The organism is Pseudarthrobacter sp. DSP2-3-2b1 (genome assembly GCF_049895945.1).
GTDB lineage: Bacteria > Actinomycetota > Actinomycetes > Actinomycetales > Micrococcaceae > Arthrobacter.
Genome location: NZ_JAFCTI010000006.1, coordinates 169,126 through 186,684, shown reverse-complemented (window position 1 = coordinate 186,684; position 17,559 = coordinate 169,126). Strand labels below are relative to the sequence as shown.

Here is a 17,559-nt window from a genome sequence, read left to right as displayed (position 1 = left end):
CGTGGTCCGCCGATGGCCGCCGCCTGCCGTGGTCCGACGTGGTCCGCCGCCGCGCCGCCGTCGTCGTCGTCGTCGTCGTCGTTAGAGCGTCAGCCCGATCAGCAGTGGTTCCGGGTGCAGCTCAATGCCAAACCGTTCGACGACGCCGGCCCGCACCTCGCGTGCGATCGCAAGGATGTCCTTGGCGCTGGCTGAGCCTCGGTTGGTGATGGCCAGGGAGTGTTTGGTGGAGAGCGAAGCCCGCCCGCCGGACGCGCTGGCATCCTCCAGCCCGTAGCCTTTGCCGAATCCGGCCTGATCGATGAGCCAGGCTGCGGACAGCTTCATCAGCCCGTCTTCACCGGCTGGGTACTTGGGGGCTGCGTCCGGCAGTCCTGCCGCCACGTCCGCGGAAACAATGGGGTTCGTGAAGAACGAGCCGGTGGAATAGGTGTCCCGGTCCGCTGCGTCCCACACCATCCCTTTGGATTTGCGCAGCCGGAGCACTTCGCGGCGGACATCGTTGGCGTAGGCGCGCTGGCCCTGTTCCACGCCCAGCGAGCGGGCCAGTTCGGCGTAGCGGAGGGGAGCGCTCATCCGGCCCAGCGGCAGCTGGAACTCCACGGTGAGCACCACGTAGCGGGGCGAGCCGTTGACGGTGGTCTGCTTGAGGATGGAATCCCGGTACCCGAACTTCAGCTCGGAGTTGGTAAAGGTCTGTACGGCGTTCCGGGTCCGGTCCCAGGTGCGCACGGCCGCGATGGTCTGGGAGACTTCGGAGCCGTAGGCCCCGACGTTCTGGACGGGCGTGGCTCCGGTCAGGCCCGGAATTCCGGCCAGCGCCTCGATGCCGGACCAGGCATGCAGGACCGCGTGTTCCACCAAAGCGTCCCAGTTGTGGCCGGCCTGCACCACCACGGCAACCCCGCCGCAGGAGTCTTCGGCGTCGACGGTGAACCCCTCCGAGGCGATTTTGACCACGGTTCCGGGGAACCCGTCGTCGGAAATCAACAGGTTGGACCCGCCGCCGATGATCAGCACCGGCTCGCCCGCTGCATCGGCGGAGCGGACGGCGTCGATGATCTCAGCCTCGGTGCGGGCCTCGATGAACGTCCCGGCAGGGCCTCCGACGGCGGACGTGGTCAGGTGGGAGAGCAGTGTTTGGGTCACCGTCCCAGCTTAACGCAGTGGCGCCTGCGCTACTTTGCGGGCCACCGGCGAGAGGAGGAAACTGACCACCAGCATCACCATCACGGACAGCAGCGAGTGCAGGATGCCCACGTGTTCAGCCAGCAGACCCAGCAGCGGCGGACCGCACAGGAACGCCCCGTATCCGATGGTTGAGACCACGGAGACGCGGGCCGCTGCTTTGGCGGGCTCATCCGCCGCGGCGGACATCCCCACCGGGAATCCCAGCGACGCACCCAGCCCCCAAATTGCCAGGGCAACGTACGCGAGCCAGGGCACCGGGGCAAACACAAACAGGCCAAGCCCGAACACGGCCAGCGCCGCGCACCAGCGCATCACCGGGACCCGGCCGAACCGGTCCAGCACCAGCGTCCCGGCGAACCGGCCGATGGTCATAAAGGTGACGAACAACCCATAACCGGCGGCTCCGGCGGCGTCCGACTGGCCATGCCCGTCCGCAAGGGCCAGAGCTACCCAGTCGCCGGCAGCACCTTCTGCGAGGGCAAGTCCGAGCACCATCACGCCGAGCAGGAGCGTGCGCCGGTCCCGCCACGCTTCGGCGATCTTGCGTTTGTTGTCCAGCGGGACGGGCGGAACATCCGGGCCTTCCAGGGGCCGGGCGCCCGGGGTGATGATGGCGATGGGGCCCGTGGAGGGGTCCTCGAAGTTGTCCGGAACGTAAGTGCGTTCGCCGGCCACCGGGGTGACATCGGCGCGGAACCATGCTGCCGCCGTCGTGACCGAAACCGCCACCACGGCGCCCGCCGCCGCGAGGTGCCAGAACACCGGAAGCGATGCTGCCGCCGCCCACGCGCCCAGCCCGGCGCCTGCCACGGTGCCCAGGCTGAAGGCCCCGTGGAGACGCGGCATGATGTGCCGGCCCACGGCCCGTTCGACGGCCGCGCCCTCCACGTTGGACGCCGTGTTCCAGCTGGCCGTGCCGAGGCCGATGACTGCCAGGCCCGCGGCTACTGCCAAGGGATTGGCCAGCACGGACGTACCGAAGCCGGTGATGACCAGCCCGGCGCCCACCATGAGGCTGCCGGTCCGGATGGTCAGCTTGGAGCCCAGCCGCAGCACAATCAGCCCGGAGGCGGATACGGACAGGAATGAGCCCAGCGTCATGCAGAGCAGGAGCAGCCCCACGTTGCCGGGGGTCAGGTCCAGGCCGTCGCGGATGGCCGGGAGCCGTGACACCCAGGAGGCGAAGGCCAGTCCGCTGGCGCCGTAGGCCACGACCACGGCGTTGCGCCAGCGGGTGACCTCGGCAGCGGTGGCCGCCGGGGTGGTCAGGGACCCGCCGCGGCTCAGGACACCCTGACGACGGCCTGGGCCTTCATCAGCACTTTCTGGCCCGCCGAGGTAACGGTGAGGTCGATGCGTGCGGTGCCGGCATCGGCGTCGAGCTTTCCAATGGCGCCGCTGACCTCGATGGTGGCCCCGGGCTCCGGGGTGCCCGTGGTGTCCGTGACCGGAACGGGCTTGGTGAAGCGCGTCTGGAAATCGACGACGGCGGCGGGGTCGCCTGCCCAGTCGCTCACCAGCTGCACCGCGGCACCCATGGTGAACATGCCATGGGCGATGACACCCGGCAGCCCCACTCCGGTGGCGAAGGCTTCGTTCCAGTGGATGGGGTTGAAGTCCCCGGAGGCACCGGCGTACTTGACCAGGTCGGTGCGGGTGACCTCGACGGTGCGGCTGCCGATGTCCTGGCCGGCCGTGAGTTCGTTGAAAGTGTGACTCATGGTTACTGTCCCTCTCCGCGGACCAGGATGGATGAGGTGGTGGTGGTGACCGGCTCGCGGCCTTCGGCGCCGCCGCCGTCGGATACGGCGAAGATTTCGGCGCGGGTGGTGATCATGGCCCCGCCGCCCATGGCGCGGACGCCGTCAACGTGGAGTTCGGCGACGAGCCGATCGCCGGCGATGATGGGGCGGTGGTGGATGAAGCGCTGGTCGGCGTGGACAACACGGGAGAAGTCGATGCCGGCTTCCGGATCCTCGATCAGCTGGGCGTCTGCGCGCTGGGCAATGATGATGGCGAAGGTGGGCGGCGCAACCAGGTCCCGGTGGCCCAGGGCCTTGGCGGCTTCGACGTCGAAGTGGGCGGGGTGGGTGGCCTTGACCGCGCGGGCGAACTCGCGGATTTTCTCGCGGCCGACGTCGTACACCTCTGCGGCAGGGTAGCTGCGGCCCTGCAGGTCCGGATTGATAGTCATGGCTCCAAGCCTATCCTTAGGGCTGCCGCCGAGGGGCCTTGTGTCGTCCTGATATGATGGATTCATCATTCCATCAAGTGACCGTTCATGACGCCCAGTCGTGAGATGCCGCAAAGGAGCGCACGCCATGTTGTCCCCCGCCCAGGCTCCGCTGTACGAGATCAAAGCCAACCTCTTCAAGGCGCTGGCGCACCCTGCGCGGATCAGGATCCTGGAACTGCTGGCTGCGGCTCCGGAGAACACCGCCCCGGTCAGCTACCTGCTCGCCGAAACCGGACTGGAGGCCTCCCACCTTTCCCAGCACCTCGCTACCCTGCGCAAGCACAAAGTAGTGACATCGGTCCGGACGGCCAACGCCGTGACCTACCGGCTGGCGCACCCGGGCATTTCGGAGCTCCTTTCCATCGCCCGCACCTTCCTGCTGGACAGCCTTGCTGACTCCAACGAACAATTCAGGCTCGCGCGGGAACTGCCTGCCGGGCACCTTCCGGCGGAGTCAGCCCCGTGAGCACGGCCCTGCGGTCCGGTTCCACGGCACTGACCCGGTTCCTGCCCTCCCGGGCGGACTACGCCGGGCTCCGGCAGTCCTGGCGGTCAGACCTGCTGGCCGGGATCACAGTGGGCATCGTGGCGCTGCCGCTGGCCCTCGCCTTCGGGGTGAGCTCGGGGGTGGGCGCCGAGGCCGGCCTCATCACCGCGATCGTGGCCGGGCTGGTGGCTGCGGTGATGGGCGGCTCCCATGTCCAGGTTTCGGGACCCACGGGGGCCATGGTGGTGGTGCTGGCTCCCGTGGTGGCGGTGCACGGGACCGCGAGTGTGGCCTTGGTGTCACTGATGGCCGGGATGATGGTCTGCATCCTGGGCCTCAGCGGGCTGGGCAAGGCGGTGGCCTTCATCCCGTGGCCCGTGGTGGAAGGCTTCACGCTGGGCATTGCCGCCATCATTTTCCTCCAGCAGGTTCCACTGGCCACCGGCACGGCCGGGACGCCGGGCCACAACACCCTGCTGGCAGCCATCGAAGCAGCCTCCCGGGCGGAGTCCCCCACCGTCCTGCTGACGCTGGCACTCGTGGCGGGCGTCGCCGTCGTGATGGTCATCATCCAGCGGTTTGTCCGTGCACTGCCGGCCAGCCTGCTGGCGGTGATCCTGGCTGCTGTGGCTGCCGAACTGCTGGGGCTGGACGTTCCCCGGATCGGCGCGCTGCCGCACTCCCTGCCCTCCCCCGCCCTGCCGGCCATGGACGTCGCTTCCCTGGGCGCTTTGGCGATGCCCGCCGTCGCGATTGCAGCCCTCGCGGCCATCGAATCGCTGCTGTCCGCCCGTGTGGCTGGCGGCATGGCGGGACCGGACGGAACTCCCACTGGCGCCTACAGCCCTGACCGCGAACTCACCGGGCAGGGACTGGCCTCGATCGCCGCAGGATTATTTGGCGGGATGCCTGCCACCGGCGCCATCGCCCGGACCGCCGTGAACGTGCGCTCAGGCGCCAGGACGCGTCTGTCCGCGGTGGTGCATGCGGTAGTGCTCCTGGCAATCGTCTACCTGGCCGCCGGGCTGGTAAGTCAGATTCCGCTGGCCGCCCTGGGAGGTGTGCTGATGGTGACCGCGACGCGGATGGTTTCGCGGCGGACGGTCACGGCGATTCTGCGGTCAACACGTCCGGATGCGGTGGTCTTCATCCTCACGGCACTCATCACGGTGGCATTCGATCTGATTGTTGCGATCCAGATCGGGCTCGCCGCGGCCGCGCTCTTTACGCTGCGCAAGTTTGCCTCGCTCAGCAGTGTGCAGCGCGAGGACATTTCCGGGCCACGGGCCGACGGTGACGAGCATATTGCCGTGTTCCGGCTGGACGGTGCAATGTTCTTCGGCGCGGCGGAACGCATCCTCCAGGAGATCAGCCAGGTGCGGGATGTCCAGGTGGCCATCATCAGGCTCTCCCAGCTCCGGATGCTGGACGCCACCGGCGCCCATGCCCTCGTGGAGGTCATCTCCGCCCTGGAGCTGCGCGGCATCACGGTCCTCCTGAAGGGAGTCCGGCCGGATCACCTGCAGTTGGTGACGAACGTTGGGGTGATCCGCTCGCTCCGCCACCACAAGCACCTGTTCGAGGACCTGCCGGCGGCCGTGGAGCATGCCCGCAGCCATGTGGGCAGGAACGCAGCCGCCGCGGCTGCTAGCGCCTGAGGTTCTTCCGGATCGCCTGGCCGCGGACCACAATGCCCACGATGTGCAGGACCAGGCCCAACCCGATGACTGCCAGGGATGCCACGGCCAGGTCCCGGTTGTTGCTGGTGTTGCCCACAATGTTCAGGGTCAGGCCGACGCCGATGAGGGCCATGGCGCTGAAAACCAGGACTTTGTATGAGGTGGGCGCAGACTCCCAGAATTCTTTGAGCACCGTGACAGTCTACCGAGCGAGGCCGCCACAAATACTGCGGGGCCCGCCCCGCATGCTCCGCAGGCGCGGAGGAACATGGAGCGGGCCCCGCAACATTGGTTGCTACGCCGGCTGGACTCCGAAGGCCACGGCGAGCTTCATGATCTTCTCGGCACGGCCCAGGCGCGGGAGGTCGGAGCCGTCGCGGATGACACGGCCGTTGGCCTCGAAGTCGGCCATGAAATCGGTAGCCCAGGCGACGTCGGACGGCGTGGGGCTGATGACCTCGTTGATCACCGGGGTCTGGTCGATCGCCAGGCAAAGCTTTCCGGTCATGCCCATCATGACGGTAATGCCGGTCTGCTCGCGCAGGATGGGGTGGTTGGTGCCCACGGTGGGCCCGTCGATGGGGCCCGGCAGGTTACCGACGCGGCTGGCGACCACCAGCTTGGCGCGCGGGTAGGCCATGGCTTCGGCGGTGGCGGCCATGCCGGTGTCGCGGCGGAAGTCACCGGAACCGAAAGCCAGGCGGAACGCGCCCTGCGCCTTGGCGATGTTGTTGGCTTCCTCGATGCCGACGGCGGATTCCACCAGCGGGATCACCGGGGTTTTGCCGTCCATCCGGTGGAAGCTTTCGGTCACCTGGTCAGCGGACTCGGTCTTGGCGAGCATGACGCCGAGCAGGCCGGGGGTTCCGCGCAGTCCGGCGAGATCGTCGGCCCAGAACGGGCTGGTGGCGTCGTTGATGCGGACCCATGCCTTGCCGCCGCCGCTGAGCCAGTCGATGACGTGTCCGCGGGCCTGGTCCTTCTGTGACGGGTCCACGGCGTCTTCGATATCAAGGATGATCGAATCAGCGCGGGAGGCGGCGGACTGGTCGAACAGTTCGGTTTTCATTGCGTTCACCAGGAGCCATGAACGGGCGATTTCTGCTGGGATACTGCGTTCCGGCCGTACGGTCTCGGTGGCGATGGTTGACGTCATGTATCTACCGTATCCGGCAGGGCGCCACCAGCGCTAAGCGGCGGCACCAACGCGTGACCAATACGAACAATACGGGCGCGGGCACCACCGCTCAGGGGATGCTGCTCCCCCGGGCGGCGACCCACAGCCCGTACCACTCGTTCCGGGTCAGCGCCGCGGCCACCCGGCCGGCATCCGCGCAGGCCTTGATCCGCGCCGGATTGATCGTCCCGATCACCGGCGCAATCTTCGCAGGGTGCTTCATCAGCCAGCCCAGCAGCACCGCTTCGCCGGACGTTCCGTACTTGCCGGCCAGCTCCGCCACCAGCGTTGCCGCGGCGGTCTCCGCCGACGTCGGGTCTTCCGGCGCCGCACCGGTGTACAGTCCCCGGGCCAGCGCACCATACGCCTGCAGCGTCACGCCGTTGCGGGCGCAGTACTCGAGCGTTCCGTGCGGGAAGCTGTAGTCCAGCGACTCGGCGTGGTTCACCAGGACCTGGCTTTCCAGCCAGGCGCGCTTGAGCAGGCTCATCTCCAGCTGGTTGGCCACGACGGGTACCTCCAGCCGGTCCTGCAGCGCCTCGATCTGCGCGCCGGACATGTTGGACACGCCCAGGGCGCGGACCTTGCCTTCGGCCATGAGCTGCCCGACGGCGTCCGCCACCTCTGCGAGGTCAGTCAGCGGATCGGGGCGGTGCAGCAGGAGCACGTCCACGAAGTCCGTCTGCAGCCTCGCCAGGCTGCCACCGACGCGCTCCAGGATGGCGTCCCGGCTCAGGTCGTAGTGCCCCGGGATCCCCTTTTCGCCCAGCCGGATCCCGCACTTCGTCTGCAGCCGGATGCGGTCGCGGAGGCCCGGCGTGGCCGCGAGGACCTCCCCGAACACCGCCTCGGACTTGCCTTTGCGGTAGATGTCGGCGTGGTCAAAGAGGGTGATGCCCGCGTCCAGCGCGGCCTCGATGGCGGCAGCGGCCTCGTCCACATGGTCAGTGCCGTGCGGTTCGTCGGACCAGCTGCCGCCCAGGCCCATGCAGCCGTAGATGAGCTCCTGCATAAGGTCAGCGCAGCCAGGCCGTGCTGTTGGCGGCGAGCTTGCCGTCTTCCAGCGGCGCGCTGCTGACCAGGACGGTGCCGGCGGGAAGTTCGACGGCGAGGTCCCCGAAGTTGGTCACTGACTGCCAGCCACCGGGACGGCTGAAATGCAGGACCTTGGAGTTGGCCGTGGGGATCCAGGTCAGTTCCTCGCCGGCCTGGAGTTCCCGGCGCAGCTTCAGGGCCTTCCGGTACAGCTCCAGGGTGGATCCTTCCGTGCCGTCCTCGGCCTCGACGGCGTACTTGGCAAACCAGTCCGGCTGCGGCAGGTGCGCGCCGCCGTCGCCGAAGCCGAAGGACGTGCCTTCGACATTCCAGGGCAGCGGGACGCGGCAGCCGTCCCGGCCCACCTCAACACCCTTGTTCCGGAAGTAGGTGGGGTCCTGGCGCTCGGCGTCGGGAATGTCCGCCACCTCCTGCAGGCCCAGTTCCTCGCCCTGGTAAAGGTAAGCCGAACCCGGGAGGGCGAGCATCAGCAGGCTGGCTGCGCGGGCGCGGCGCTCACCGAGCTCCACATCCAGCTCCTCCTGCGGGCCGCCGGCCAGCAGCCAGTCCTTGCCGTCCTGGCCTTTGGCGTGGGCCCTGGTCTTGTCCTTGGAAAACTGCGGCAGGCCGTACCGGGTGGCGTGCCGGACGACGTCGTGGTTGGAGAAGACCCAGGTGGAGGAGGCGCCGGTGGCTGCCGCTTCGGCGAGGTTGCGGGTGATGATCTCGTGGAATTCCTCGGCGTCGAAATCAGCCTGGAGGAGATCGAAGTTGAACGCCTGCCCCAGCCCTTCCGGGCTGGCGTAGCGGGCGCGCCGGGTGGCGTGGACCCAGGCCTCGGCCACGGCGGTGCGCGGCGGGTTGTATTCGTTGAAGACCTCGCGCCATTCGGTGTAGATCTCGTGCACTTCGTCGCGGTCCCAGAAGGGGTGCGTGCCGTCGTCGAAACCGTCCACACCGGTGTTGGCGGCGCTCAGTTCCAGCTTGGACAGCAGCGGCTCGGTGAGGTCCTTGGTGAGGGCATGGGCCACGTCCACGCGGAAGCCGTCCACGCCGCGGTCGGACCAGAAGCGCAGGGTCCGCAGGAAGTCGTCGCGGACTTCCCGGTTGGACCAGTTCAGGTCCGGCTGTTCCTTGGCGAAGATGTGCATGTACCACTGGCCCGGGGTGCCGTCCGGCTCCGTGATGCGCTCCCAGGCCGGGCCGCCGAAGACTGAGTCCCAGTCCGACGGCGGGAACTCGCCGTTGGGGCCCTTGCCGTCGCGGAAGATGTAGCGGTCGCGGGCAGCGGAGCCCTTCGGCGAAGCGAGGGCCTCCGTGAACCATTCGTGCCGGTTCGAGGAGTGGTTGGGCACAATGTCGGCGATGAGCTTGATCCCGGCCTGGTGAAGGGCGCCGGCCATTTCGTCGAAGTCCGCCAGCGTGCCGAGTTTGGGGTCCACATCGCGGTAGTCGTCCACGTCGTAGCCGCCGTCAGCGAGGGCCGAGGGGTAGAACGGGCTCAGCCAGACGGCGTCGATCCCCAGTTCCTTCAGGTACGGGACCCTGGCCGTGATGCCCTTGATGTCACCGATGCCGTCACCGTTCGAGTCGGAGAAGCTGCGCGGATAGATCTGGTACACGGCGGCCTGGCGCCACCAGTTGGGATCGCTCATGCGGTCTGAATCGGACAGGGTTGCCAGCGTGGCGGTGTTGGGCAAGGGAATCCTTCGGAGGTCTCGGCCGTGGTCATGTGATGGTGGTTACGCTCAGGGCAAGCAATTTAGATAGAATCTAAATATACTCGTCTTCAATTATCGGTCCCGTGCATCGGAAGGTCAAGATCACATGAATGCAGGCGGTGCGGCCACGCCCCAGATGATGCGCCGGGTCAATGCCCACGCCGCCCTGGCCTTCCTGCGGAGCACGGAGGTAGCCACGGGCACCGACCTGATGGCTGCCACGGGCCTGACCAGGGCCTCCGTGATTGCCGTGTGCGAAGACCTGCTCCGCCGCGGGTGGATCAGCGAACTGGACTCCGGCCGCGAACCCGGGTCACTGAAGGCCGGGTCACTGAAAGCCGGGTCACTGAAGCCCGGGTCACTGAAGGGCCGGCCGGCCCGGCGCTTCGAGCTGAACCCCCGGGCAGGCTTTGTGGTGGGGATCGACATCGGCGCCGCCACCACCACTGCGGTGGTGGCAGACCTGCGCGGAACCATTGTGGGCAAGGCAAGCCGCTCCTTCCGCAGCGCTGAGATTCCGGCCCGCGAGCGGATCGATGTGGTGAACCAGGCGTGCGGCGAGGCATTGGCTGAGGCAGGAACCAGCCCCGCCGCTGTTCTGGCGGTGACTGCCGGCCTGGCAGCTCCCGTGGACCGGGACGGCAACGTCCTGCTGACAAAGCAGTTCTGGCGGAAGTTCGACGTCGGACTCCGCACCGCCCTTGCCGAGCGGCACGGCTGGACTGTGCTGCTGGAAAACGACGCCAACCTGGCCGCTTTGGGTGAACGCTGGCGGGGATCCGGCGTAGGCGTCAATGACCTGGTGGTCATCCTGGCCAGCGAGCGGATGGGCGCCGGCATCATCGAATCGGGCCGGCTGCTGCACGGGCACAGCGGGGCCGCGGGCGAGATGGGCTACCTGGACATGATCGAGGGCGTGGGCAGCGCCGATGGCATCGCCTACCTCGCCCGCGAGTGGTTTGCCCGGCCCGGGGAACCGCCAACGGTCGAAGCCCGTGAGGTGTTCGCGGCCGCGGCAGCCGGTGACCCCGCCGCCGCCGCGGTGATGGACAGGCTGGCGGAGCGCGTGGCGCGGGTGATCGCCTCGGTGGCCATCATGGCCAACCCCGAGCAGGTGGTGCTTGGCGGCGCCGTGGCCGATTCGGTGGGGGTGCTGCTGCCGGGCATCGTGGAGCGGCTGCCCCGCTTCACGGCCACGGTCCCCCGGGTCACGGCGTCGCCGCTTGGCGATTCGATCGTGACGGTAGGGGCGGTCAGGCATGCGCTGGACTACGTGGAGGCACATGCCCTCGACCTGGAACTCCCGGCGCGAGCGTAGGGGCCGCCGCTTAGGCCCGGGCTGCGCTCAGGCCCGGGGCTGGAGCGCCGCGGCGATGGGCAGGGTGCCGTCGCGGAATTCGATGGTCCGCCCGGCGGTTTCGGGCAGGTCAAGCACCGCGGCAGCAACGCTGGCCGTGTTGCTGCGTGACGTTTCCTGGCCGCCCTCCGGCAGCGGATCCACCTCGATGAGTCCGGTCCCGGGCTTGTCCGTCAGTGCGCCCGGCCCCAGGATGGTCCACGCCAGCTCCGTGCCGCGCAGGTACTCGTCCGCCGCCGCTTTGGCCTCCGCATAGGCGAAGAAGCTGTGGTCCTCCGGCACTCCGTGCTCCCGCCGTGCACCGAGGTAGGAGACCATGACATAACGCCCGACGCCGGCCTCCGCCGCCGCGTCCATCGACCGGATCGCGGCGTCGCGGTCCACCGCGTACGTCCTCTCCGGGCTGCCGCCGCCGGCGCCGGCGGACCAGACCACCGCGTCATGTCCCCTGAGCGCCCCGGCGATTTCCGCCGTCGTCGAGTTTTCAATATCCAGGACCGACGGCGTGGCGCCGGTTGCCGCGACATCGGCGGCATGGTCCGGGTTGCGGATGATCGAGGTGACGCTGTGGCCTTCGCCGGTGAGCAGGGTGGACAGGTGGAGGGCCACTTTGCCGTGGCCGCCGATGATTGCGATGCGGGTCATGTCCCCCATTCTGCACCTACCGGCCCGGAAGACCGGACCGAGGCGGCGTGTGGTCCGCGGGCGCGTCCCGTACTGGTCAGGGCAGCACGCGGTAGCGGAGGTACACCGTGCCGCTGCCGAACGCGTGTTCCTCAAGGAGTTCAAGGCGCAGGTTCAGGCCATCGGGAAGGTACTTCCTGCCGCCGCCCACCACGAACGGGCAGACGAAGAGGCTGCATTCGTCCACCAGCCCGGCCTGCAGGGCCGCCGAGGCCAGGATGGGGCCGCCGATACCGATACCGCCCTCGGTTCCTGCTTTTAGTTCGCGGACCGCCGCCGGATCAAATGTCCGCTCGATCCTGGTGCGGGCGGTGGAGGCGGCTGCGAGGGTGCTTGAGTAAACCACCTTGTCAGCTCCGTGCCAGATCCGCGCAAAATCCTGCACCACAGCAGGCTCCGCCGCGGTGTCCCAGGTTTCCCAGACCTTCATGACCTCGTACATGTTGCGGCCAAAAAGATAGGTGCCTACATCGCGTTGGAGGTCGTTCACGAAGGCATGGACTTCCTCATCCGGCTGGCTGAAGTCGAAATTGCCGTCCCGGTCCGCGATGTAGCCGTCCAGCGAGGCAGAGAGGTGGTATGTGAGCTTGCCCATCCGCATATTCTGCCCCGGGGCGGTCCGGTTGGGTAGGCGTTGCGTCAGGAGTGGATGGGCGTCGGCGTTGGATCTGCCCGCGGACGCCCATCGAGTGGCGACATCTCGGCGCTAAGGCCCGGCCTGAGCGCCGAGAGCTGACCACTCGATGCCGGCCCGATGCCCGGGGTGGTCGAAAAAGGGCCGGATGTGCCGCGGGCAAAGGTCCGGACATGCAAAAGGACCCCGGAGGCGCTGGCCTTCGGGGTCCTGCTCTGTAGCGGTGGGGAGGCTCGATCTCCCGACCTCACGATTATGAGTCGTGCGCTCTAACCAACTGAGCTACACCGCCACGAATGAGAAAAACCTGCGCAAGCCGGTCAAAACCGCCTTGACACAGGCCCTCATCCAGAGCCCCCCACCGGAATCGATCCGGTGACCTCGTTCTTACCAAGAACGCGCTCTACCACTGAGCTAGGGGGGCAACGAGTAAATACTCTACCGGAAGATTTGGCCACCAACAAATCGGCATCAGGGCCGGTCAGAGGGCGCCGAAACAGTTGCATCGGCGCCCTTTTTATGGCGTCAATCCGGCATTGAAAACTACGGCAGGCGCAGCACCTGTCCGGGGTAAATCAGGTCCGGATTCGGGACGGTATCCGCGTTGGCTGCGATCAGGGCGTCCAGGTCCACGCCGAACTGCACGGCGATCCCGCCCAGGGTATCCCCTGCCTCAACCACCACTTCCGAAACGGCTGCGGGGGCGGGAGCTGGCGGTACCGGAGCGGCTGCTGCAGCCTGGTTGGCTGCCGCCTGGTCTGCAGCAGCCCGGTCAGCCGCAGCCTGATCCGCAGCGGCCCGATCAGCCGCAGCCTGGTCGGCCGCAGCCTGATCCGCAGCAGCCTGATCTGCAGCAGCCTGGTCAGCGCCTGCCTGGGCTGCCGCCTGGTCCTGGCTCACCCCGGGGGTGGCTGACTCGGCAGGAGTGCTCGGGGTGGTGCCGGATTCCACACCGGCGCCGGCCTGCGGTGCGTCCTTCGCCTCGTTCTTGTCCCCAAGCCCGAGGTTCTTCTTCAGATCGTCCAGGAATCCCACAGTGTTGCCTTTCGTGAGGCTTTGCGGCCGACAGGAGCCGGGCCTGAACCAGGCCGTGCCGATCCGCAGCTACGCCGTCGGTAGCCCCTCGATCGTATGGGTGCAAGCACCTGCTGCCAAGGACCTGACAGGCGCGGCAGCACGGCGGCGGGAATTAGCGGCAGCACGCCGTCGGGCGTTAAACGCCTGTGGGCCGGCTCGAAAGCCGGCCCACAGTGGGAAATTTGTCAGGCTAGCTGACGGTTACCACTTGCCCTTGCGGTTGAAGCCGCCCTGGCCGCCCTCGGTGCGCGGCTTGCGTGAGCCGTCGCCGTGGCCGCCGAAGCGGGAATCGCTGGCCTGGCCGCGGTTTGCGCCGCTGTCGGTGCCAACGGAGCGCTCTGAACGGTCGCTGTACGAGCGGCCACCGCGGTCAGCTGAGCTGCGCTCGCCGTCGGACTTGCGGAATTCCTTCTTGAACCCGCCGTTGCCCTTGAAGTTGCCGCCACGGTCTCCACCGGAGTAACCGCCGCGGTCGCCGCCACGGTTGCCCTGGTAGCCGCCACGCTCGCCGCCGCCGGAGGGCTTGCGGCCGTTGTCCAGCTCAAGGTGGATCAGCTCGCCGCCGATCCGGGTGCGGGACAGGGCCTTCAGCTGATCGGCACTCAGATCCGCCGGGAGCTCCACGAGGGAGTGGTCCGAGCGGATGTCAATGCCGCCGATCTGGGCCGAGGAGATGCCGCCTTCGTTGGCAATGGCGCCAACGATGGAACCCGGCATAACGCGCTGACGGCGTCCGACCGCGATCCGGTAGGTGGCGTTGCCCTCGGTGAGCGTGCGGGTGGGGCCACGTGAGCCGAAGCCGTCCTTGGCGCGTTCGCGCTTCTGGAACTCAGGAGCTGCAGGCAGTTCCTTGACCAGCAGCGGCTGTCCGCCCTGTGCCATCACGGCCAGTGCGGCAGCGATCTCCGAGGCCGGCACGTTGTGCTCCTGCTCGTAGGAGGCAATGAGGTCGCGGAAGGCCGAAACGTCCTCGGACTCCAGGGTCTCGGTGATTTTCTCGGCGAACTTGCCCAGGCGCAGCGTGTTGACCGTCTCGGCGGTGGGCAGGTGCATCTGCTCCACCGGCTGGCGGGTGGCCTTTTCGATGGAACGCAGCAGGTATTTCTCCCGCGGGGTCATGAACAGCACGGCGTCGCCGCTGCGGCCTGCACGGCCGGTGCGGCCGATGCGGTGCACGTAGGACTCGGTGTCGTGCGGGATGTCGTAGTTGATCACGTGGCTGATGCGCTCAACGTCAAGGCCGCGGGCGGCGACGTCGGTGGCCACGAGGATGTCGATGCGGCCTTCCTTCAGCGCCTCAACGGTCCGCTCGCGCTGCTGCTGCGGGATGTCGCCGTTGATGGCGGCAGCCTGGAAGCCCCGCGCCTTCAGCTTGTCAGCCAGGTCCTCGGTAGCCATTTTGGTGCGCACGAAGGCGATGACGCCGTCGAACTCTTCAACCTCGAGGATGCGGGTCAGCGCGTCCAGCTTGTGCGGGCCCATGACCTGCAGGTACCGCTGGCGGGTGTTGGCGCCGGTGGTGGTCTTGGACTTGACCGAGATCTCGGCCGGGTTGTTCAGGTACTGCTTGGACATGCGGCGGATCTGGCTCGGCATGGTGGCGGAGAACAGGGCAACCTGGCGGTCCGACGGCGTCTGCTGGAAGATCTGCTCCACGTCTTCGGCGAAGCCCATGCGCAGCATTTCGTCGGCCTCGTCCAGCACCAGGTACTGGAGTTCGGACAGGTCCAGGGAACCCTTGGAGATGTGGTCGATCACACGGCCGGGGGTACCCACAACAACCTGGGCACCGCGGCGCAGGCCGGCGAGCTGGGGGCCGTAAGCGGAGCCGCCGTAGACGGGGAGGACCGTGAAGTCATCGATGTGCTTGGCGTAGGAGGTGAAAGCCTCGGCAACCTGGAGCGCGAGTTCGCGGGTAGGTGCCAGGACCAGGGCCTGCGTCTTGCGGGACGGGCCGTTGAGGTCGTGGAGCTCGGCCAGGCGGGACAGCGCCGGTACTGCGAATGCTGCAGTCTTACCGGTGCCCGTCTGGGCGAGGCCCACGACGTCGCGGCCTTCAAGCAGCAACGGGATGGTTGCGGCCTGGATGGGGGAAGGCTTTTCGTAGCCGACGTCCTGCAGTGCTGCCAGGACACGGCCGTCGATGCCGAGATCGGCGAAGCGGATGCCGTCAGCTTCGGTGCCGGCCTCGCCGCTGGTGGGGTCAGCCTGGGGGGCTTCTTCGCGCGCTTCTTCGGCCTTTACGGCGTCAGTCTGCGGAGCTTCTTCGGCCTTCGGGGCTTCGTCCTGCTGGACATCAGCCTTCGGTGCGTCAGCCTGGGGAGCTTCGTCCTGCGGGGCGTCTGCCTGCGGTGCTTCGATGAAGACTGCGGCGGGGGCGGTCTCGACGTCGGTCACGGTGTTTTCGGTTTCGACGGAGTCATTGTGATTTTCGGGCATAGGGAAATTTCCTCATCCATAGGGGGCCAGGCGGCACTACCCGAGGTGAGCGGAGCCGCAGTACTGTGCCGTGGGTGCCGGGCAAACATTGACCGGCCGGTCATGTAGAAGTCCGGCGCTTTCGCAATCCCGTGGCAGGACTTCCCGCTGCATCTCTTGGCTGCTATCCCAGCAGTCTGTACAGCGTTTTCTTTAGCCGGCTCTCCCTATGAAAATGCCCGCGTCGCAATAGCGGGCCCCAACACTTGCCAGTCCTGCCTCAAGAATTGGGCAGGAATAAGGGATTTCCGGAGTGGGGGATGTTTCAAGTGTAAGGTATGGAGCCGGGTTCCACGTAATTGAAAGCACGACGGCGGCGGTGGGCTTGCTCACACCGCTCCCCTCGGCGGTAATCGGTGCTTGTTCGGCCCGTTCCGGCAGTTGCTAGCGGGCCAGCTGCCGCAGCAGCGACTCGAACTTCTGGTTGAATTCCGGCTGCTGGAGGCGGATCTCGCCATCGGCGTCGGCATCCCGAAGCGCTTCGATCGACTGAGGGTCCGGATCGCTGAACCACTTGCCGATCGTGATGCCGTGCTTGGGCACGTACAGCCGGTGGATATGGTCGCCCGCCTGGATGGTGCCGGTCCGGGTCACCCGGAGATAGGCTCCCACGCGTCCGGCTTCGGTAAAGCGTTTGACGAACCGGGGCTCCTTGAACCGCCGCTGGAAGGTGGCGCAGGGCGTCCGCGGGGAGGTGACTTCCACTTCCACGTCCAGCCCGATCTTCCAGCGTTCCCCGATCACTGCCCCGGTGGTTTCGAGGCCGGCAACCCTGAGGTTTTCGCCGAAAACCCCCGGTGGGAGGTCCCGCTGAAGCTCCTCCGCCCAATAATCGGCGTCGTCCTGCGAGTAGGCGTAGAGTGCCTGGTCCAGCCCGCCGTGATGGACCCTGTTCGCCTGGATATCGCCGCGGAGGCCCAGTTTATGGACTTTGACGGGACCTTCCACCGGCCGCTTGTCGATTGCGGTGACGCCCACGCTGCTTTCGTCGGGGAGAAGCTGGTGGACGCGGCATACGGCGAGTACAGATGCGGTTTCCATGGCTCCAGTGTAGGTTCCGCAAGGGACGTTCAGCCCGTGATGCCAGGTGGGGACTTCTCCCCCGTTTTGCGCTCGCAGCGGGCCGGGGCACCGGCTAGGCTGATTTCAGGATTGAGCTTGCCTCGCGCAGGGTTGCGCCCACATTTGAGCATGGACTACCGAGGGGGAAGTCATGGACCCGGACAAGGACCAGGGCAACGGTCCGAACAAGGACCAAGCCGGCGGCGCTGACGCGGACCGCGCCAAAGGCATGCCGAAACCGCCGCCGTGGCAGGTGCCAAAGCCGGAGCTGCGCCCTGAACTCCTGAACGAGCCAACGCCTACGGTGGACCCCTTTGCGAAGGACCGCGAGCGCGAGGTCCACGATGCCAAGGCGCGGAAGAAGCGCTCCCAGCGGCGGACTGTGGTGGTGGGCCTGGGCGTGACGGCTCTCCTGGCCGGCACCATCACGGCAATCGTGGCAAGCAATGAGGACGAACCCGAGTATGCGCAGGTTTGTTTCAACGAGGAGACCGGCGAGCGCGTCGAGGACACCCAGTGCAACAGCTCGGCCGGCCGGAGCGGCGCCCTCTACGCCTGGTACTTCTACTCGCGCGGCGCCAGCGTGCCGGGGGTTGGCCAGAACCGGTCTTCATACCCGAGCTACACCAACAACATTCCCACCGGAGCCAAAGCGTCCACGGGGTACAGCACCAAGGGCGGAACGGTCAGCCGGGGCGGCTTCGGCAGCAGCTCCAAGGGCGGAAGCACGGGGGGCTAGGC

General features: G+C 67.5%; 17 protein-coding genes and 2 tRNA genes. 4 read left to right on the top strand and 15 right to left on the bottom strand.

Features of this window, described 5'->3' with window-relative positions; all coding sequences use genetic code 11:
• Window positions 1-81: 81 nt before the first annotated feature.
• The 4 genes from ACP7AX_RS09860 to ACP7AX_RS09845 form a co-directional block, all read right to left on the bottom strand.
• Window positions 82-1,149 (bottom strand): UDP-N-acetylmuramate dehydrogenase, encoded by a 1,068-nt coding sequence (locus ACP7AX_RS09860; protein WP_426226305.1) that lies wholly within the window; start codon window positions 1,147-1,149, stop codon window positions 82-84.
• A 9-nt stretch (window positions 1,150-1,158) separates the two neighbouring features.
• Window positions 1,159-2,409 (bottom strand): MFS transporter, encoded by a 1,251-nt coding sequence (locus ACP7AX_RS09855; protein WP_426226304.1) that lies wholly within the window; start codon window positions 2,407-2,409, stop codon window positions 1,159-1,161.
• A gap of 65 nt (window positions 2,410-2,474) precedes the next feature.
• Window positions 2,475-2,912, bottom strand: a complete 438-nt coding sequence (locus ACP7AX_RS09850) for a MaoC family dehydratase (protein ID WP_426226303.1) — start codon at window positions 2,910-2,912, stop codon at window positions 2,475-2,477.
• A 2-nt stretch (window positions 2,913-2,914) separates the two neighbouring features.
• On the bottom strand, window positions 2,915-3,385 hold the full coding sequence (locus tag ACP7AX_RS09845) for an FAS1-like dehydratase domain-containing protein (protein WP_426226302.1): 471 nt from the start codon (window positions 3,383-3,385) through the stop codon (window positions 2,915-2,917).
• 127 nt (window positions 3,386-3,512) lie between these two features.
• Between ACP7AX_RS09845 and ACP7AX_RS09840 the strand changes: the two genes are divergently transcribed.
• Both ACP7AX_RS09840 and ACP7AX_RS09835 read left to right on the top strand, forming a co-directional pair.
• On the top strand, window positions 3,513-3,893 hold the full coding sequence (locus ACP7AX_RS09840) for an ArsR/SmtB family transcription factor (protein ID WP_426226301.1): 381 nt from the start codon (window positions 3,513-3,515) through the stop codon (window positions 3,891-3,893).
• Window positions 3,890-5,572, top strand: coding sequence for a SulP family inorganic anion transporter (locus ACP7AX_RS09835; protein WP_426226300.1), 1,683 nt, complete (start codon window positions 3,890-3,892; stop codon window positions 5,570-5,572). The genes ACP7AX_RS09840 and ACP7AX_RS09835 overlap by 4 nt, the downstream gene beginning before the upstream one ends.
• Here ACP7AX_RS09835 and ACP7AX_RS09830 read toward each other — a convergent pair.
• The 4 genes from ACP7AX_RS09830 to ACP7AX_RS09815 all read right to left on the bottom strand — a co-directional run bounded on the left by ACP7AX_RS09830 (window position 5,562) and on the right by ACP7AX_RS09815 (window position 9,505).
• Window positions 5,562-5,786, bottom strand: a complete 225-nt coding sequence (locus ACP7AX_RS09830) for a DUF3188 domain-containing protein (RefSeq protein ID WP_426226299.1) — start codon at window positions 5,784-5,786, stop codon at window positions 5,562-5,564. The two genes, ACP7AX_RS09835 and ACP7AX_RS09830, sit on opposite strands and share 11 nt — an antisense overlap.
• 102 nt (window positions 5,787-5,888) lie before the next feature.
• Window positions 5,889-6,749 carry an HpcH/HpaI aldolase/citrate lyase family protein gene (locus ACP7AX_RS09825; RefSeq protein ID WP_426226298.1) on the bottom strand — a complete coding sequence of 287 codons (861 nt, stop codon included), beginning with the start codon at window positions 6,747-6,749 and terminating at the stop codon, window positions 5,889-5,891.
• Window positions 6,750-6,840: 91 nt separating this feature from the next.
• Window positions 6,841-7,782 carry an aldo/keto reductase gene (locus ACP7AX_RS09820; protein WP_426226297.1) on the bottom strand — a complete coding sequence of 314 codons (942 nt, stop codon included), beginning with the start codon at window positions 7,780-7,782 and terminating at the stop codon, window positions 6,841-6,843.
• Between the two features lie 4 nt (window positions 7,783-7,786).
• On the bottom strand, window positions 7,787-9,505 hold the full coding sequence (locus ACP7AX_RS09815; RefSeq protein ID WP_426226296.1) for a glycoside hydrolase family 13 protein: 1,719 nt from the start codon (window positions 9,503-9,505) through the stop codon (window positions 7,787-7,789).
• Window positions 9,506-9,632: 127 nt separating this feature from the next.
• On the opposite strand from ACP7AX_RS09815, the gene ACP7AX_RS09810 reads away from it, so the two are divergent.
• The gene (locus ACP7AX_RS09810) at window positions 9,633-10,844 is read left to right on the top strand and encodes an ROK family protein (protein ID WP_426226295.1); all 1,212 of its coding nucleotides are present in this window, start codon (window positions 9,633-9,635) and stop codon (window positions 10,842-10,844) included.
• A gap of 27 nt (window positions 10,845-10,871) precedes the next feature.
• Here ACP7AX_RS09810 and ACP7AX_RS09805 read toward each other — a convergent pair whose 3' ends face one another.
• From ACP7AX_RS09805 to ACP7AX_RS09775, 7 genes are all read right to left on the bottom strand, one after another.
• Entirely contained in the window at window positions 10,872-11,528 is a 657-nt protein-coding gene (locus ACP7AX_RS09805) for an SDR family oxidoreductase (protein WP_426226294.1), read from the bottom strand.
• Window positions 11,529-11,604: 76 nt separating this feature from the next.
• On the bottom strand, window positions 11,605-12,162 hold the full coding sequence (locus ACP7AX_RS09800; RefSeq protein ID WP_426226293.1) for a dihydrofolate reductase family protein: 558 nt from the start codon (window positions 12,160-12,162) through the stop codon (window positions 11,605-11,607).
• 257 nt (window positions 12,163-12,419) lie between these two features.
• A tRNA-Met gene (locus tag ACP7AX_RS09795) sits at window positions 12,420-12,493 on the bottom strand.
• A gap of 60 nt (window positions 12,494-12,553) precedes the next feature.
• Window positions 12,554-12,625 (bottom strand) — tRNA-Thr (locus tag ACP7AX_RS09790).
• Between the two features lie 119 nt (window positions 12,626-12,744).
• The gene (locus tag ACP7AX_RS09785; RefSeq protein ID WP_426226292.1) at window positions 12,745-13,236 is read right to left on the bottom strand and encodes a LysM peptidoglycan-binding domain-containing protein; all 492 of its coding nucleotides are present in this window, start codon (window positions 13,234-13,236) and stop codon (window positions 12,745-12,747) included.
• Between the two features lie 243 nt (window positions 13,237-13,479).
• Window positions 13,480-15,717, bottom strand: a complete 2,238-nt coding sequence (locus ACP7AX_RS09780; protein ID WP_426226291.1) for a DEAD/DEAH box helicase — start codon at window positions 15,715-15,717, stop codon at window positions 13,480-13,482.
• Window positions 15,718-16,140: 423 nt separating this feature from the next.
• Window positions 16,141-16,797: an MOSC domain-containing protein gene (locus ACP7AX_RS09775; RefSeq protein WP_426226290.1), complete on the bottom strand. Its 657-nt coding sequence runs from the start codon at window positions 16,795-16,797 to the stop codon at window positions 16,141-16,143.
• Window positions 16,798-16,969: 172 nt separating this feature from the next.
• Here ACP7AX_RS09775 and ACP7AX_RS09770 point away from each other — a divergent pair, with 172 nt between their 5' ends.
• On the top strand, window positions 16,970-17,557 hold the full coding sequence (locus ACP7AX_RS09770) for a Tat pathway signal protein (protein ID WP_426226289.1): 588 nt from the start codon (window positions 16,970-16,972) through the stop codon (window positions 17,555-17,557).
• The last annotated feature ends 2 nt before the right edge of the window (window positions 17,558-17,559 follow it).

Coding starts and splice junctions, on each gene's coding strand:
- ACP7AX_RS09840 (WP_426226301.1), top strand. CDS start 3,513: ATGTTGTCCCCCGCCCAGGCTCCGCTGTACGAGATCAAAGCCAACCTC.
- ACP7AX_RS09780 (WP_426226291.1), bottom strand. CDS start 15,717: ATGCCCGAAAATCACAATGACTCCGTCGAAACCGAAAACACCGTGACC.
- ACP7AX_RS09825 (WP_426226298.1), bottom strand. CDS start 6,749: ATGACGTCAACCATCGCCACCGAGACCGTACGGCCGGAACGCAGTATC.
- ACP7AX_RS09810 (WP_426226295.1), top strand. CDS start 9,633: ATGAATGCAGGCGGTGCGGCCACGCCCCAGATGATGCGCCGGGTCAAT.
- ACP7AX_RS09845 (WP_426226302.1), bottom strand. CDS start 3,385: ATGACTATCAATCCGGACCTGCAGGGCCGCAGCTACCCTGCCGCAGAG.
- ACP7AX_RS09770 (WP_426226289.1), top strand. CDS start 16,970: ATGGACCCGGACAAGGACCAGGGCAACGGTCCGAACAAGGACCAAGCC.
- ACP7AX_RS09805 (WP_426226294.1), bottom strand. CDS start 11,528: ATGACCCGCATCGCAATCATCGGCGGCCACGGCAAAGTGGCCCTCCAC.
- ACP7AX_RS09775 (WP_426226290.1), bottom strand. CDS start 16,797: ATGGAAACCGCATCTGTACTCGCCGTATGCCGCGTCCACCAGCTTCTC.
- ACP7AX_RS09800 (WP_426226293.1), bottom strand. CDS start 12,162: ATGGGCAAGCTCACATACCACCTCTCTGCCTCGCTGGACGGCTACATC.
- ACP7AX_RS09820 (WP_426226297.1), bottom strand. CDS start 7,782: ATGCAGGAGCTCATCTACGGCTGCATGGGCCTGGGCGGCAGCTGGTCC.
- ACP7AX_RS09850 (WP_426226303.1), bottom strand. CDS start 2,912: ATGAGTCACACTTTCAACGAACTCACGGCCGGCCAGGACATCGGCAGC.